16 protein-coding genes and 1 tRNA gene are annotated in these 15388 nt (G+C 34.5%); 7 read left to right on the top strand and 10 right to left on the bottom strand.

Annotated features, from left to right (window positions below):
• Position 1: 1 nt before the first annotated feature.
• Together BMZ76_RS05820 and recF are read right to left on the bottom strand one after the other, a co-directional pair.
• Positions 2–700 (bottom strand): thioredoxin domain-containing protein, encoded by a 699-nt coding sequence (locus BMZ76_RS05820; RefSeq protein WP_091203794.1) that lies wholly within the window; start codon positions 698–700, stop codon positions 2–4.
• Between the two features lie 78 nt (positions 701–778).
• Positions 779–1858 carry a DNA replication/repair protein RecF gene (recF, locus tag BMZ76_RS05815; RefSeq protein ID WP_091203792.1) on the bottom strand — a complete coding sequence of 360 codons (1080 nt, stop codon included), beginning with the start codon at positions 1856–1858 and terminating at the stop codon, positions 779–781.
• A 232-nt stretch (positions 1859–2090) separates the two neighbouring features.
• Between recF and BMZ76_RS05805 the strand changes: the two genes are divergently transcribed.
• Both BMZ76_RS05805 and ribH read left to right on the top strand, forming a co-directional pair.
• Positions 2091–2867 (top strand): tetratricopeptide repeat protein, encoded by a 777-nt coding sequence (locus BMZ76_RS05805; protein ID WP_091203788.1) that lies wholly within the window; start codon positions 2091–2093, stop codon positions 2865–2867.
• Positions 2868–2973: 106 nt separating this feature from the next.
• Positions 2974–3549, top strand: a complete 576-nt coding sequence (gene ribH, locus BMZ76_RS05800; protein WP_091203785.1) for a 6,7-dimethyl-8-ribityllumazine synthase — start codon at positions 2974–2976, stop codon at positions 3547–3549.
• 171 nt (positions 3550–3720) lie between these two features.
• Here ribH and BMZ76_RS05795 read toward each other — a convergent pair whose 3' ends face one another.
• Positions 3721–4296 (bottom strand): YciE/YciF ferroxidase family protein, encoded by a 576-nt coding sequence (locus tag BMZ76_RS05795; protein ID WP_091203782.1) that lies wholly within the window; start codon positions 4294–4296, stop codon positions 3721–3723.
• A 393-nt stretch (positions 4297–4689) separates the two neighbouring features.
• On the opposite strand from BMZ76_RS05795, the gene mutL reads away from it, so the two are divergent.
• From mutL to BMZ76_RS05775, 4 genes are all read left to right on the top strand, one after another.
• A complete protein-coding gene (mutL, locus tag BMZ76_RS05790) occupies positions 4690–6531 on the top strand; it encodes a DNA mismatch repair endonuclease MutL (protein ID WP_091203779.1) in 1842 nt (613 codons plus the stop codon).
• Positions 6528–7274: a rhomboid family intramembrane serine protease gene (locus BMZ76_RS05785; protein ID WP_091203777.1), complete on the top strand. Its 747-nt coding sequence runs from the start codon at positions 6528–6530 to the stop codon at positions 7272–7274. Before mutL ends, BMZ76_RS05785 begins: the two co-directional genes overlap by 4 nt.
• 61 nt (positions 7275–7335) lie before the next feature.
• Positions 7336–8205 carry a rhomboid family intramembrane serine protease gene (locus tag BMZ76_RS05780; protein WP_091203774.1) on the top strand — a complete coding sequence of 290 codons (870 nt, stop codon included), beginning with the start codon at positions 7336–7338 and terminating at the stop codon, positions 8203–8205.
• A 49-nt stretch (positions 8206–8254) separates the two neighbouring features.
• Complete coding sequence (locus BMZ76_RS05775) at positions 8255–9301, top strand: endonuclease/exonuclease/phosphatase family protein (protein WP_091203772.1); 1047 nt, start codon at positions 8255–8257, stop codon at positions 9299–9301.
• Between the two features lie 14 nt (positions 9302–9315).
• On the opposite strand, the gene BMZ76_RS05770 is transcribed toward BMZ76_RS05775, so the two are convergent.
• The 7 genes from BMZ76_RS05770 to BMZ76_RS05740 all read right to left on the bottom strand — a co-directional run bounded on the left by BMZ76_RS05770 (position 9316) and on the right by BMZ76_RS05740 (position 14857).
• Complete coding sequence (locus BMZ76_RS05770; protein WP_091203770.1) at positions 9316–9942, bottom strand: WbqC family protein; 627 nt, start codon at positions 9940–9942, stop codon at positions 9316–9318.
• 89 nt (positions 9943–10031) lie between these two features.
• Positions 10032–11600 (bottom strand): signal peptidase I, encoded by a 1569-nt coding sequence (lepB, locus tag BMZ76_RS05765; RefSeq protein WP_091203767.1) that lies wholly within the window; start codon positions 11598–11600, stop codon positions 10032–10034.
• A 73-nt stretch (positions 11601–11673) separates the two neighbouring features.
• Positions 11674–12375 carry a 4-hydroxy-tetrahydrodipicolinate reductase gene (gene dapB / locus BMZ76_RS05760; RefSeq protein ID WP_091204104.1) on the bottom strand — a complete coding sequence of 234 codons (702 nt, stop codon included), beginning with the start codon at positions 12373–12375 and terminating at the stop codon, positions 11674–11676.
• A 4-nt stretch (positions 12376–12379) separates the two neighbouring features.
• Positions 12380–12580, bottom strand: coding sequence for a hypothetical protein (locus tag BMZ76_RS05755; RefSeq protein ID WP_091203765.1), 201 nt, complete (start codon positions 12578–12580; stop codon positions 12380–12382).
• 45 nt (positions 12581–12625) lie between these two features.
• Positions 12626–13186 carry a DUF5683 domain-containing protein gene (locus BMZ76_RS05750; protein ID WP_091203764.1) on the bottom strand — a complete coding sequence of 187 codons (561 nt, stop codon included), beginning with the start codon at positions 13184–13186 and terminating at the stop codon, positions 12626–12628.
• Positions 13186–14085: a ParB/RepB/Spo0J family partition protein gene (locus BMZ76_RS05745; protein ID WP_091203761.1), complete on the bottom strand. Its 900-nt coding sequence runs from the start codon at positions 14083–14085 to the stop codon at positions 13186–13188. Before BMZ76_RS05745 ends, BMZ76_RS05750 begins: the two co-directional genes overlap by 1 nt.
• A 4-nt stretch (positions 14086–14089) precedes the next feature.
• A complete protein-coding gene (locus tag BMZ76_RS05740) occupies positions 14090–14857 on the bottom strand; it encodes a ParA family protein (protein WP_091203759.1) in 768 nt (255 codons plus the stop codon).
• A 416-nt stretch (positions 14858–15273) separates the two neighbouring features.
• On the opposite strand from BMZ76_RS05740, the gene BMZ76_RS05735 reads away from it, so the two are divergent.
• Positions 15274–15348: transfer RNA gene (locus BMZ76_RS05735), tRNA-Pro, on the top strand.
• The last annotated feature ends 40 nt before the right edge of the window (positions 15349–15388 follow it).

The following is a 15388-nucleotide window of genomic DNA, read 5'->3' as shown; positions in this document are numbered from 1 at the left end:
ACTATTGTATTTGTTCTCTTAATTCTTCTTCGCTAATGAAACCGGATTTTCTCCATTTTACTGCTGCTTTTTCATACAATAGTATAGTAGGAAGTTCACTGATTTTCATTTCGGTCATTAAGGTTTTGTTTTTGTCCGCATCCAATCGTATGATGGTGACGGTATCTGCTAGTTCAGTTTGCATTTTTGTGATGTAGGGTGTCATTTTTTTGCAAGGCGCACACCATTCCGCATAAAAACTAACTAATACTTTTTTATCAGAGTCTACTAATTTATTGTAGTCCTGCAAAGTCATTCCAGTTATTTTGTTGCTTGGTTTCGACAGTCCCGCAGCGTCCCATTTTAAAATTCCGCCTTGTAATTGATAAACATTTGTAAAGCCAAGTTCTTCCAGTTTTGCAACGGCACTTTGACTTCTTCCGCCACTTTTGCAGTACACGAAAACAGGTTTTGTTTTGTCCAGTTTTTCGGTTCCCGCAACAAAGCTGTCTCCTAGCCAATCTACATTGACGGCCTTGTCGATATGATCTGACGAAAATTCCGCAGGAGTTCGTACATCAAGAATCTGTGGATTTGGTGTCGCTGCAATTTTCTCGCTAAAAGCTTTTGCATCGATAGTTTGGCTTCCTTTTGATGCTTGTCCGTTACAAGACAAAAAAACAAAAGATATGATTGATAGGAATATTGAACTGAATTTCATTGTAATTTGATTTAAATTTGAATAGGCTAAATTAGTGTTTTTCGATTTTTGAACGCTGTAAAAACTATTAAATAAAAGTTATAAGTTGAAAATTTTATAGCTCTGATGGGTCGATTTTAGAATAACTTCCGTACGCTCCGGATGCGTGTCTGAAATAAAGAGTTGTCCAAAAGTATCGCTGTTGACCATTTCGATTATTTTGGCCACCCGACTTTCATCTAATTTGTCAAAAATATCATCAAATAACAGAATTGGTTTTACACCGCTTTGTTTTTTTAAAAATTCAAATTGTGCTAGTTTTAAAGCGATTAAATAGGATTTTTGTTGGCCTTGTGAGCCAAATTTCTTAATTGGATGTTCATCAATATCAAAAGCTAAATCGTCTTTATGAATTCCCACACTCGTGTAATGTAAAGCGCGGTCTTTATTAATGTTTTCCTGTAAAAGGCTTAGTAAATCTTTCTCGAATAAATGACTTTCATACACAAGTTGCACAGTTTCCTGCGAACCTGTTATGGCTTGATGGTGCATGTTGAAAATAGGAATGAATTGTTCTATAAATTCTTTTCTTTTTTCAAAAATATAATTGCCAAAACCATTGAGTTGATCATTATAGATCGACAGCGTATCGGTATCAAAAACATGGTTCAATGCAAAATATTTTAATAAAGCGTTGCGTTGGCTCATTACTTTCTGGTATTGAATGAGTTGCTGCAAATAATGGGAATCCAGTTGCGAAATTACGCTGTCCATGAATTTTCGTCGCGTTTCACTGCCTTCCACAATCAAATCTCTGTCGGCTGGAGATATAATCACCAATGGAATAAACCCAATATGGTCCGAAAACTTATCGTAAGCTTTGCCGTTGCGTTTCAATATTTTTTTTTGGCCTTTTTTAAGACTGCAGACTATTTGTTCCGTTCTTTCATTCTTTTCAAATTCAGCATCAATGACAAAAAATTCCTCTCCGTGTTTGATATTTTGAACCGCTAATGGATTGAAATAGCTTTTTCCGTATGATAAATGATAAATAGCATCCAGCACATTTGTTTTACCAATTCCGTTTTTGCCTACAAAACAATTTATTTTGCTGTCAAAATCGAAATTTGCTTCTGAGAAATTCTTATAATTGAATAATGAAATCTTTTTTAAATACATGGGTAAGGCTTGCTGGTATTGAGAACTTTGCTGTTTTTAAATGGGTTTTTCAAAGTGGGTGCAAATTATTGAAAAATATCGATAAAACCTTCTTTTCTGTTTTTTCTCTGAGAATTATTTTGTCTTTGGAAACCAAGAATTCCGCAGGATATTTTTTTTTAATATAAAAGCATATTTTTTGTGTGGGTTTGAATAAAAATTTTATTTTTGCGACTCACTAAATTAAATTTAAATGGCTACTTACAATAAAAGAGGATATAAAGCACCAAAAGAAAAAGAAGTTAAAGAAGAAGGAGTTGAAGCGGTAATCATTGACGAAAAAGACAGTACAACTGCTGAAGTTTTTTCAAAATTAGATGAAAGTGCTACAATAACGGAGGACTGGGTTGCCAAAAATCAAAAAATTATTATTGGATTAGTTGCCGCTGCAGCAATATTAACTATTGGATATTTAGCGTACCAAAGATTTATTGCTACGCCAAAACAAGATGAGGCCGCTAATGAAATGTTCGTTGCACAACAAAATTTTCAAAAAGCAACGGATGGAGTAGCGAGTGATTCATTATATAAGTTGTCTTTAAACGGTTCAGAAGGGAAATTTGGATTTTTGAAAATAGCAGATGAATATTCTGGAACTGATGCAGGAAATTTAGCAAATTATTATGCTGGAATTGCCTATTTGAACACAGGAAAATATACAGAAGCGATTGATTATTTGAGCAAGTTTAAATCAGATGATATTGTTTTAGGAGCTTTGGCAAAAGGAGCGATTGGAGATGCTTATTCTCAAAAAAACCAACGAAAAGAAGCTTTAGAAAATTATGTAAAAGCTGCTGAATCAAACAAAAATGATTTCACAACGCCACGTTTCTTGTTGAAAGCTGGAAAAACTGCTCTGACTTTAGGAAATAAGGCAGATGCATTAAAATATTTTACTGATATCAAAGAAAATTATGAAGCTACTCCAGAAGCTGCTTCAGTTGACGTTTTGATAGGATTAGCACAATAGTAAAAAATGATTTAAGATTGGTGATTTTAGATTGTAGACTTTTGATTTCAAAATGCTATCTTTAATATCTGAAATCAAAATTCTAAAATCAAAATCCTAAAATCAAATGGCTACCGAAAATAAAAATTTATCCGAATACGACAAAAACACTGTTCCAAATGCGAAAAATTTTCGTTTTGGAGTTGTAGTTGCTGAGTGGAACGAAAGTATAACTGAAGGTCTTTTTAATGGTGCGTTCAAAACACTATTAGAAAACGAAGTTCCAGCAGGACAAATAATCCGTTGGAATGTTCCGGGAAGCTTTGAGCTTATTTATGGTGCAAAAAAAATGTTGCAAACACAGAATGTTGATGCTGTTATTGCTATTGGATGTGTCATTCAAGGGCAAACCAAACATTTTGATTTTGTATGTGAAGGAGTCACGCAGGGTATAAAAGATTTGAATGTTCAAACGGATATTCCAGTTATATTTTGTGTACTTACTGACAATACGATGCAACAATCCATCGACAGAAGTGGGGGAATTCATGGAAACAAAGGTACCGAAGCTGCTATTGCCGCTATCAAAATGGCTTATATTCGTCAACAATCTTCGTTGTCACATCAAATTGATAACCAACATTTATTGTCTTCGGGTGCTGTTCAGTTAGACGAAGGAACTCCTTTAGAATTAAAAGAATAAATAATAGTATTACCTGTTATTTTTTAAATTATTAACAAAAACCTATTCCAATGGAGTAGGTTTTTTTATGCAGTTTCGTTTATACTTGAAACCGGTACTATTTTAAACAAACACATAAAAAAAACCTGAATAAACAGGTTTTTATAAATTATAAATCAGTTATTGATTAGACTATTTTTCATCTGCATGTGCAGCTGCAATATTAATGTCAGCCAAAGCGATTTCTGTTAAGGCAACATCAGCCTTTTTCTCTTCTTCAAGGGTTTTAGCAAGCAGAGTAACTGCTTTACTTTCGCCTAAAGTGACAGCATAAGCTCGCAAGGTACCGTAAGTAGCTATCTCATAATGTTCTACTTTTTGTGCAGCTGCAATCATTGCGGCATCTCGAACAACACCAAATTCGGTTTCTGCCATAATCCCATCTGCTTCTTTTAGTAGACCATCCATTGCATCACATTTTTTTCCAACTGCTTTCAGTCCTAAAGATTCAAACACTTTTTCTAAACGAGTAATATGTTCTTCTGTTTCTTTAAGGTGATGTTCAAAAGCATGTATCAGTTTTGAAGAGGTGGCATTTTTTGCCATTTTAGGTAAGGCTTTCGTCAGCGCATGTTCTGCCCAAAAAATATCTTTCAATCCGTCTTCAAAAAAATCTCTTAAACCTTGTGCCGCATCTGGTTTTGCTTTTACAGCTCCTTTTTTAGAGACTACTTTTTCTTTTTCTTGTTTTTCGTTGGTCGCTTTCATAATAGATTTTTTTAATTGTTAACTTGTTTCTTCCAACAAATTTAAGTTTTAAACAAGCACATCGATTATATAATTTTGTTAAAAAATTCCATAATTTAAATTTTATAGTATTGTAGTTCAAGTATTTAAATTTATGAACGCATGATTTTATTTTTTTTGATTTAGAATTTAATATAATTTTTCAGAGCGTCTTTAATAGTTTGCATAAAAGTATTTGCGAGTTAACGATGACTGAAAACAGTTTTTAAAAAGTTCCAGTTGACGTTTTTTTTAGGTTATGATTTTTTGTTTTTTTAAAGCACATTAATAATAAAACCCAATAGAAATTTATTAAATTTGTACCTCTTGGTTTTAAAAAACTTTAAACCTTAAACTTTAAACCTAAATTTTTTAATGTCGAGTATAATTCAATTACTTCCTGATCATGTTGCCAATCAAATTGCTGCTGGAGAAGTTGTTCAAAGACCAGCTTCAGTAGTCAAAGAACTGCTCGAAAATGCGGTTGATGCAAGAGCTACAGATATCAAATTAATTATAAAAGATGCCGGAAAAGCTTTGGTACAAGTAATTGACAACGGTTTAGGAATGAGTGTAACGGATGCGCGCATGTGTTTTGAACGACACGCCACTTCGAAAATCCGTCAAGCCGAAGATTTATTTTCATTGCACACCAAAGGGTTTCGTGGTGAAGCTTTGGCTTCTATCGCGGCGATAGCGCATATAGAAATGAAAACGCGTCAAGATCAAGAGGAATTGGGAAACCATATCATCATTGAGGGTAGCAAATTCGTATCACAAGAGGTAGCAGTTTTGCCAAAAGGAACTTCTTTTGCGATTAAAAACTTATTTTTTAATATTCCGGCCCGACGTAATTTCCTGAAGTCGGATACCGTGGAATACCGTCATGTTGTTGATGAATTTCATCGTGTCGCTTTGGCGCACTCCAATATTCATTTTACGTTTTACCACAATGGCAGTGAAATGTTTAATTTGCCGCCATCTACTTTGCGACAACGGATTGTCAATATTTTTTCGGGTAAAACCAATGAAAAATTAGTGCCGGTTCAGGAAGAAACAGAAATAGTGTCCATTCAGGGATTTGTCAGCAAACCAGAATTTGCCAAGAAAAGTCGGGGAGAACAGTTTTTCTTTGTCAATGAGCGTTTTATAAAAAGTGGTTATTTACATCATGCAGTTATGGCTGCCTATGACGGAATCCTGAAAGACGGCGCACAGCCGAGTTATTTTTTATATTTATCAGTGCCACCAAACACAATTGACATCAATATTCATCCTACCAAAACAGAAATTAAATTTGATGACGAGCATGCATTATATGCGATTTTGAGAGCTTCTATAAAACATAGTTTGGGACAGTTTAATGTGGCTCCAGTATTGGATTTTGATAGGGATTCTAATTTAGACACCCCGTATCATTACAAAGATTTAACTGGAGAAACGCCTACAATTCAGGTAGATGGTACTTTCAATCCATTCTCTGAAGATAGACCCAGCAAGCAATTTTCCAGTTATAGAAAACCGGAACCAACAGCCAATTGGGAAAGTCTTTATGTAGGTTTAAAACAAGATACGGATGAAATTGGACACATGACTTTCGAGAATGAAGAAGTGACTTCCTCTTTGTTTAATGACGAAGAAGTAGAACATTCCGTTCATAAGACCTATCAAATACATAAAAAATACATCGTTTCGTCAATCAAATCAGGAATGGTAATTGTCGATCAGCAACGGGCGCATCAACGTGTTCTGTACGAACAGTTTTTGGTAAGTATGACCGTTCATCAAGCTTCAAGTCAGCAATTGTTGTTTCCTTTGAACCTGTTTTTTTCGTCAAGCGAAATGGAACTTATTGGGGATTTGCAGTTGTCATTAATGAACACCGGATTTGTTTTTGAAGAAAATAATACAGATCATATCGTCATTTCAGGAATTCCGGTAAATGTAACGGAGAGTGAAGTTTCATTGGTTTTAGAGCAATTGTTGAGCGATTTACAAGATGGGATTCCGGAAAGCAGTTTCAGTCAGAATGATACGATTGCCAAATCCATGGCCAAAAGTTTAGCCGTGAAAACAGGAACGCACTTAACCGAAAAAGAGCAGGAAAACTTGGTCAACGGACTTTTTGCCTGTAAAGATCCAAATGTTTCCCCATTTCACAAACCCACTTTCATCACGATGCGTGTGGAAGATTTAGATAAAAAATTTGCAATATGAGAAATGTAACTGAAACCGTAAAACAATTGATTATTATCAATGTATTGTTTTTTGTAGGTACTTTAATAATTGGTGATGCTGCCTATAAAATATTAGCCTTGTATTTTCCTGAAAACCGAGATTTTCAATTGTGGCAGCCGTTAACGCACATGTTTATGCATGGAAGTTTTATGCACATTTTTTTTAATATGTTTGCATTGTTTTCTTTTGGATCTGCTTTGGAGCAAATTTGGGGAAGTAAGAAATTTTTGTTCTTCTATATTTCATGTGGCTTGGGCGCGGCGTTGTTGCATACCGGAGTCAATTATTACTATTTTCAAGATGGTTTAAATACTTTGGTTTCTAATGGATTTGACAAACAAGATATTTTGCAACTTTTGAATGAGGGTAAAATTGATACCAGATGGCAACAATTTATATCCATTTCTGATTTTCAGAATTTTACCAGTGCCTTTGCTGGAACTGCTGTTGGTGCGTCTGGAGCTATTTACGGAATAATAGTGGCATTTGCTTTTATGTTTCCAAATGCTGAATTGGCCTTGATGTTTATTCCTGTACCTATAAAAGCAAAATATTTTGTACCCGGTTTAGTTTTAGTCGATTTGTATTTAGGGATTTCTGGGAAATCAATTTTCGGAGGTGGTGGAATTGCCCATTTTGCGCATGTTGGTGGCGCTTTATTTGGATTTATCATTATGTGGTATTGGAAGAAAGATCAGTTCAATAAAAACCGTTGGAATTAAAATTGTAATATCTTTAAAATTAGTACAACCAAAATAGCAGATCTTAAATCCCGATAAAATTATGAATATTATTGACGACCTGAAATTACATTATAAAACGGGAGGAATAGTAACCAGACTAATATTTTGGAACGTAGCTTTGTTTGTACTTCCGTGGCTCCTCTTTGAGCTTTTATCTTTGTTGGGCATCACTATTGATTATATTCAGTATGTAAGTTTGTCTTCTAATCCGGCGCTGTTGCTCTGGAAACCGTGGTCATTGCTTTCGTATTCTTTTTTTCACAGCGGAATCATGCATATCGTTTTTAATATGATTGTTTTGAACTTTTCGGGACGATTATTTATGACGTATTTTACATCCAAGCAATTATTTGGCTTGTATGTGCTAAGTGCGATTTTTGCAGGAATTAGTTATATTCTGGTGTTTTATGTTTTAAATATTAGTGCTCCTATTGTAGGCGCGTCTGCTGCTATTATGGCTATTTTAGTCGCTACGACTACTTATTATCCTTTGATGGATCTTCGTTTACTGATTATTGGAAATGTTAAGTTATGGCATATAACTGCGGTCATTATTATTGTGGATTTGATGCAATTGCGTTCTGAGAACATGGGTGGACATATTTCTCATCTTGCAGGTGCTTTTTTTGGTTTTATTTTTATTAAATTGCTTCAAAATGGAACGGATTTAAGTAAAATAGTTTCTGGTGTATTAGATTTTTTTGAAAATTTATTCAAAAAAGATACGACAACACCATTCAAGAAAGTGCACAAAAACTACAGTAAACCATTGGAAAGAAGCGTTTCAAAAATAGTTACGAAGGATAAATCGCAACAACAAATCGATGAAATTTTAGACAAAATTAGTCAGTCAGGTTACGATAGTTTGTCCAAAGAAGAAAAAGAATTCTTGTTTAAAACAGGGAAATAAATTTTTAAGTGAACGATTAGCTTTTTGTGAAAATAAAAAAATATAGAAAATGAAAAATCTTTCATGGTTTAATAAAGGAATGTTTTTTTTGAATATAGTCCTGACTTTTGTGACTTTTATTGCTTATGTTTTGCCTTTTTTAGCCCCAAAATCCTTTCCACTTTTATCCGTTTTGACACTTTTCATGCCGCTTTTTTTTGTCTTTAATGCGCTTTTTTTTGTGTATTGGGCAATGCAGTTCAAGAAGCAATTGATTGTTTCCGGATTGGTTTTATTGATAGGAATCACTTTCATAAATAAGTTCTATAAATTTTCTTCTCCTAAATTTTCTAAAGAAGAAAAAGATTTTACCGTAATGAGTTACAATGTTCGGTTGTTGAATGTATTCAGGTGGATTGACAGGGATGATGTGCCTTCGGATATTCTGGCTTTCATCAATGACAAAAATCCCGATATATTATGTATGCAAGAATTCTCCTCTTCGGCTAATATTGATTTGAAAGTATATCCGCATCGCTATATTTTTTCGGATGGAAACCAAATAAAAACCGGGCAGGCTATTTTTTCTAAATTTCCAATTATTAATCAAGGAAATATTATTTTTCCTAATTCCAGCAATAACGTAGTATTTGCAGATATCAAAAAAGGGAAAGATATTATCAGAGTCTACAATATGCATTTACAGTCCATTAAGATTTCTCCGGATGTAAACGAGATTGATGAAAATATAGATGCCATCAATCAACAAAAATCACAGATGCTTTTTATTAGAATCAGTAAAGCGTTCAAGCAGCAACAGCAACAAGCAGAGATGTTCAAAGAGCACAAAATGAAATGTATTTACCCTACAATTATTTGTGGAGATATGAACAACAGTGCGTTTTCCTACGTGTACCGGAACATAAAAGGTAAGATGAAAGATAGCTTCGAAGAAGCAGGTATTGGTTTTGGAGAAACTTATAAATTTAGGTATTATCCCGCTCGAATTGATTATATTTTTGCTGATGAAAAAATGAAAGTCAAGAGTTTTGAACATTTCCCTCGTTTTATAAACTCGGATCATTTTCCTATCATGGCACGATTATCTTTTGAATAGTTTGGATGGAATTGTTATTCGATAATCAGTTGCTGTTTTTTTAAATAATCCATTGCATATTTTCCTTCATTAAAAAGTAAATCCAACACACTGAGATTGTTTATGAAGCCATGTTTGTCATCAAAAACCTGAGTGTAGTTTTCAAATATTGAAAGGTCTTTTTTTCCGTTTACCAAAGTTCTATAATCGGTAATTACAGTAGTGTCAACTTCATGAAAATATTCGGTTGTTGTTGTGTAAGTCATTTTCATTCGAAGACATTTTGACACAACTTCCAAAGCTTCAAAATTTAAATCCAATAAAAACTTATGTTTTTTTTCAAAAAAAGGACGCAGGTCATCCTCGAAAAACTCGAAAAAGGGAGAACTTCGGTAAGCTGCTTCCAGTGATTTAAAATGTTGTTTTTGCCAATCAAATTCGGTTTCAATTCTAATATCTTTGGTTTTTTGATGGCTTTCTTTCGAATGCTTTACCGGAATATTCAAAAGCTGAATCCCATTTGGACTGTAAATGTAAGCGCGATTGCGATTCGTTTGTTTCTGAAAATTATCTTCTATCTCAAACGTAATATTTTCCGACTGAACCATTGCTGCAAAATGGCTGATCGATGGGAAATAAGTGGGATGGAGGAGAATGTTCATCTTTGTCTAAAGTTTTTAAAGTCATAAAGTCGAAAGTCATAAAGCTTTATTAAATGGAGCTTTATGACTTTCGACTTTATGACTTTTGACTAATTTTTTCTATTTTTTCTTTTTTTCCAAAAATATTCTCCTACGAAGAAAATTATTAATCCAAGTAGAAATAATTTGAAATATGATTGAGGTTGACCTTCACCACTTACAGTTGTAAAAACTCTATCCCAACGAATTTTATTTATTCCTTTTCCGTTTGGATCGATACTCAACCATATAAAAATAGGTTTGCCCACGATATGATTTTCAGGAACAAATCCCCAATAACGACTGTCTTCTGAGTTGTGACGGTTGTCACCCATCATCCAGTAATAATTTTGTTTAAAAGTATAGCTGGTGGCAACTTTACCATTTATTCGCATCTCTGTACCATTTACTTTTAAATCGTTATTTTCATAATCATCAATAATAGTTTTGTAAAATGGCAATGTTTCGCTGTTCAGCTCCACTGTTTTTCCTTGTTCAGGAATGTAGACAGGTCCGTAATTATCACTATTCCATTTATTGACATGCGGGAATACTCCTTTGCCATAGTTTGCCCTGTCAATATCTCTGGATATTTGTCTGATAACAGCGGTTACACCGGGTGTATTTTTCAATCTTTCTGCTCCGGCTTCGGTCAGGGCACTCATGAAAATAGTGTCTTTTGTAGTTTCATTTATGAATCCTGAAGGATCTGTTATGTCTAACTCTTTGTATAAAGTTTCAAAATCAATAGGTGTTTTTCCATCTATTGCTACTTTATAAGAGAATTGCGGTTTAGCTCTTTCCGGTAATTGTAGTATTTTACCATCGATGTAAACGACACCGTCTTTTATGGATAAATTATCACCAGGAATTCCCACGCATCTTTTTACATAATTTGATTTTTTGTCGACTGGTTTATAAGCGCGTCTTTTTGAAGTGTCAAAAAATCTATAAACGGTATCAACAGGCCAGTTGAATACCACGATATCAGTACGTTTTATATTTTGAATTCCAGGCAATCTCATGTACGGTAATTGTGGCCAAGTCAGGTATGATTTGCTTTTTGTCAAAGGAATAGAGTCATGAACCATTGGTAAAGCAACAGTTGTCATGGGAACTCTGGCGCCATAATTCATTTTGCTGACAAATAAAAAGTCACCAACCAACAAAGATTTTTCTAACGAAGAAGTAGGAATCGTGTAGGGTTGAATAAAATAAGTATGAACGATTGTCGCTACAACAACTGCAAAAAGCAATGAGCTTACCGTGTCAGCAGCCTTGTTTTGTGGACTTAAACTTCTGTCAGCTCCATATTCTAATTTTTGGGTATAGTTTACATAATAGATATAGAATCCCAGCGTAATAATTCCTAAGAAAGTATCTAATCCAGATCTTTTTCCAAAACTTCTCAATGTTTCAATCCAGATAACTGGAAAGATAATCAAATTGATAATTGGAATAAATAATAAAATAGTCCACCACGTAGGACGACCAATTATTTTCATCAAAATAATTGCATTATAGACTGGAATGGCAGCTTCCCAACTTTTTCTTCCGGCAGCTTCATATAATTTCCAAGTTCCTAAAAAGTGAACTATCTGTACCAGCAGAAAAAATACAAACCATTGAACTAGTGTCATCGTTTTTTTATTTAAAGTTTAAAGTTTAAGGATGTTTCAGAAGAAACGGTAGCTCTTAAACAGGCGAATAATTTTATTTTAAATCTAATACGTCTTTCATTGTGAAAATACCTTGTTTCCCCACAATCCATTCTGCAGCGATAACCGCCCCAACTGCAAAGCCTTCGCGATTGTGTGCGGTATGCTTGATTTCTATTGCATCTACGGATGAATTATAGGTAACGGTGTGCGTTCCCGGAATAGTCCCGATTCTTTTGGCTTCAATATGAATTTGCTCCGCTTCCGGTTTTTCTAATGTCCAATTAGTGTGCGAACTATTTTCAATAATTCCTTTAGCCAATGAAATCGCAGTGCCGCTTGGTGCATCCAGTTTTTGAGTATGGTGAATTTCTTCCATTGCTACTTTGTAACTGTCAAATTTCGACATGATTCTAGCCAAATGTTCATTTAGTTCAAAGAATATATTTACCCCTAAACTAAAGTTAGAACTGGAGATAAATGCTCCTTTTTTTTCATGGCAAAGTGCCGCTACTTCGTCATACTGTTCCAGCCATCCTGTGGTGCCGGAAATTACCGGTACATTTGCATAGAAACAGGTTGTAATATTACTCATTGCAGCAATTGGAACACTGAAATCAATTGCTACATCAGCAGTTGAAAGGCCATCAAAAGTGGTATTTCCATCTTTTTTTAAAACGATTTCATGGCCTCTTTCCAGCGCAATTTTTTCAATTACCTGGCCCATTTTTCCGTATCCTAAAAGCGCAATTTTCATTTTTTTATTTTTTAAATTTCGAATAATTAAAAAGTCCACCAACTAATAATGCTAATAAAACTCCGGCGATGAATCCTGAAAAGAAGGAATTCATTCGGATTGAATCAAATGTCTTATTTTCGGAGTAATTTACTAAGGTGATTAGTAATAAAATCGTAGTTCCAATAAAAAAATATTTCTTCCCAATTCTATTAATTAATGACATACTGCATGGTTTTCTTTAATAAATCCAATAAACTAATTTTTGGAGCTAGAAACTATAATTAAATGTTAGTCCTACATTCGTCTTTAATGTTACATCATTCGGATAAAGAATAGGTCTTACGGACAAGTTTTCATCTACATTAAACTGGATTAAAGCGGCATCCACATTGGCATCAAGAATATTTAATGCGTAAAACGCCAAAGTCACCAAAGCGGATAAATCGCGGTTGCGTTGGTAAAATTTCTGTCCGGCAATCAAACGGTTGTTGTCCAGAAAAGCTAAATCGTCAGTAACGGAACCTTCCAGTCTACTTTTATAAGCGTCTCTATATTGATGGTATTTTTTATTGCTATCAACATAAAAATAAATACTCGTTCCTAAGGCTCCATATACAAGCGGTATTTTCCAATATTTTTTATTGTAAGCCTGACCCAAACCTGGTAAAACGGCTGAATAAAAAGCTGCTTTTGCCGGTGTCAAAGGATCAATATCATTTGATTTTAAAGTGTCTTTGGCGACCAACACCGCTTCTGTTTGCACTTGCGCAAAAACAGTAGTATTTCCCAATGTAAAAAGGAATAGAGCGATGAAAATGATTTTGTTCACTATTCGTTTATTAATTTTATGATTCTGTTGAAGTCTTCTTCAGAGTGAAATGGAATAGTGATTTTTCCTTTACCGTTCCCGGCTACTTTTACATCTACTTTGGTACCAAAATAATTAGTAAAAGTGCTTTTTTGAGCATCTGCGATTTCAAACGAAGCTGCTTTTGGTTTTCCGGCAGGTTTAGGTTTTAAACTTTCCTGATAGTTTTTTACCAAAGCTTCTGTATCACGAACCGATAGATTTTGACTGACAATTTTTTGGTAAATATCAGTTTGAATGTCTTGGTCTTCAATATTAATGATAGCGCGGCCGTGCCCCATACTGATAAAACCATCACGAATTCCAGTTTGGATTATCGGATCCAGTTTTAAAAGTCTCAAATAATTAGCAATTGTGGAACGTTTTTTTCCTACACGCTCGCTCATTTGTTCCTGAGTCAATTGAATTTCGTCAATCAAACGTTGGTATGAAAGTGCAATTTCAATTGGATCTAAATCGTGACGCTGGATATTTTCTACCAAGGCCATAACCAGTGATTCATTGTCATTTGCAATACGAATGTAAGCAGGAACTGTTTTCAATCCCACTAGAGTCGACGCACGAAGACGACGTTCCCCGGAAATTAACTGGTATTTATTGAAGTCCAGTTTACGTACAGTAATAGGCTGAATAACACCTAATTCTTTGATAGATGTTGCTAATTCTCGCAATGATTCCTCATTGAAATTGCTTCTTGGTTGAAACGGATTTATTTCAATCGCCTCAATTTCAAGCTCAATAATATTTCCTACGACCTTATCGGCATTTTTATCGGCAACAGATTTTATATCGTTTTCCGGATCTTTTAATAATGCTGATAATCCTCTTCCTAAGGCTTGTTTTTTAAGTGCTTTTGCCATAAAACTATTTACTGTTTTTCTTTATAACTTCTTGAGCCAGGTGCAGGTAATTGGTTGCTCCTTTGCTTGTTGCGTCGTAGTTTATGATGCTTTCGCCAAAACTTGGTGCTTCGCTCAATTTTACATTTCTCTGAATGATTGTCTCAAAAACCATGTCGTTAAAATGTTTCTGAACCTCTTCAACCACTTGGTTTGACAAACGCAAACGGGAGTCAAACATGGTCAGTAACAATCCTTCGATGTCTAAATCCGGATTGTGAATTTTTTGTATACTTTTTATGGTGTTCAGCAATTTTCCTAGACCTTCCAGCGCAAAATACTCACATTGAATAGGAATAATCACGGAATCAGCAGCGGTCAAAGCATTCAGGGTAAGTAATCCCAGCGATGGCGCACAATCAATAATGATATAATCGTAATCGTCTTTGACACTTTCCAATGCTTTTTTAAGCATATATTCCCTGTTTTCTTTGTCGACTAATTCGATTTCAATGGCAACAAGATCAATATGTGACGGAATCACGTCTACATTTATGGCAGAACACTGTACAATGGCCTCTTTTGGCGTATGACTATGTTCTAGAATTTGGTATGTTCCTATTTCAACAGATTCTACATCAATTCCCAATCCTGATGAAGCATTTGCTTGTGGATCAGCATCAATAAGTAATACTTTCTTTTCTAAAACTCCTAATGAAGCAGCAAGATTAACTGATGTTGTAGTCTTTCCAACTCCTCCTTTTTGATTAGCAATCGCGATGATTTTGCCCATTTATTTTTCTAAATTTTGAACCGTAAAAATACAATTATTTATGGTTTCTAAAAATCTATTTTGTTAACATTCGTTAAAGCTTGATTCCTTGTCTTTTGACAGATTCTCATTTTTAGAACGGAATAGATTTTCTTCAGTTATTCCAGCTGTGCGTTACAATTCCGATAGTTCGGGACTGGAACTACTCCTTTTTTTCTAAAGCGATAAAAGGAGCTTCCTTACAATTGCTCTTTTGTGTCAAAAAAAAAAGGAGTATTTTGGGAAGCTTTTAACTTCCATCTGTGCTATGGTAATTGACATTTAAATATGATTTGTAGTTTTGTTTTTATACTGTTTTCTGAGCAAAATAAATTTATTTCTTATTTCTGAAATAGTTTTGCAGAAGCCAAAAATAGTGCTATATTTGCCACCGATTTCGGGGTGTAGCGTAGCTCGGTTATCGCGCCTGCTTTGGGAGCAGGAGGCCGCAGGTTCGAATCCTGCCACCCCGACGAAAAATCCTTTCTGTACCAACAGGAGGGATTTTTTTTA

Origin of the sequence: Flavobacterium xueshanense (genome assembly GCF_900112975.1) — a bacterium.
GTDB classification, from domain to species: Bacteria; Bacteroidota; Bacteroidia; order Flavobacteriales; family Flavobacteriaceae; genus Flavobacterium; species Flavobacterium xueshanense.
Note: the sequence above shows the minus strand (reverse complement) of the source record. Positions and strands in the feature narration are given on the sequence as shown.

What these genes read in the sequence shown, in the direction of transcription:
- BMZ76_RS05820 (WP_091203794.1), bottom strand. Translation starts at nt 700, where the DNA reads ATGAAATTCAGTTCAATATTCCTATCAATCATATCTTTTGTTTTTTTG.
- recF (WP_091203792.1), bottom strand. Translation starts at nt 1,858, where the DNA reads ATGTATTTAAAAAAGATTTCATTATTCAATTATAAGAATTTCTCAGAA.
- BMZ76_RS05805 (WP_091203788.1), top strand. Translation starts at nt 2,091, where the DNA reads ATGGCTACTTACAATAAAAGAGGATATAAAGCACCAAAAGAAAAAGAA.
- ribH (WP_091203785.1), top strand. Translation starts at nt 2,974, where the DNA reads ATGGCTACCGAAAATAAAAATTTATCCGAATACGACAAAAACACTGTT.
- BMZ76_RS05795 (WP_091203782.1), bottom strand. Translation starts at nt 4,296, where the DNA reads ATGAAAGCGACCAACGAAAAACAAGAAAAAGAAAAAGTAGTCTCTAAA.
- mutL (WP_091203779.1), top strand. Translation starts at nt 4,690, where the DNA reads ATGTCGAGTATAATTCAATTACTTCCTGATCATGTTGCCAATCAAATT.
- BMZ76_RS05785 (WP_091203777.1), top strand. Translation starts at nt 6,528, where the DNA reads ATGAGAAATGTAACTGAAACCGTAAAACAATTGATTATTATCAATGTA.
- BMZ76_RS05780 (WP_091203774.1), top strand. Translation starts at nt 7,336, where the DNA reads ATGAATATTATTGACGACCTGAAATTACATTATAAAACGGGAGGAATA.
- BMZ76_RS05775 (WP_091203772.1), top strand. Translation starts at nt 8,255, where the DNA reads ATGAAAAATCTTTCATGGTTTAATAAAGGAATGTTTTTTTTGAATATA.
- BMZ76_RS05770 (WP_091203770.1), bottom strand. Translation starts at nt 9,942, where the DNA reads ATGAACATTCTCCTCCATCCCACTTATTTCCCATCGATCAGCCATTTT.
- lepB (WP_091203767.1), bottom strand. Translation starts at nt 11,600, where the DNA reads ATGACACTAGTTCAATGGTTTGTATTTTTTCTGCTGGTACAGATAGTT.
- dapB (WP_091204104.1), bottom strand. Translation starts at nt 12,375, where the DNA reads ATGAAAATTGCGCTTTTAGGATACGGAAAAATGGGCCAGGTAATTGAA.
- BMZ76_RS05755 (WP_091203765.1), bottom strand. Translation starts at nt 12,580, where the DNA reads ATGTCATTAATTAATAGAATTGGGAAGAAATATTTTTTTATTGGAACT.
- BMZ76_RS05745 (WP_091203761.1), bottom strand. Translation starts at nt 14,085, where the DNA reads ATGGCAAAAGCACTTAAAAAACAAGCCTTAGGAAGAGGATTATCAGCA.
- BMZ76_RS05740 (WP_091203759.1), bottom strand. Translation starts at nt 14,857, where the DNA reads ATGGGCAAAATCATCGCGATTGCTAATCAAAAAGGAGGAGTTGGAAAG.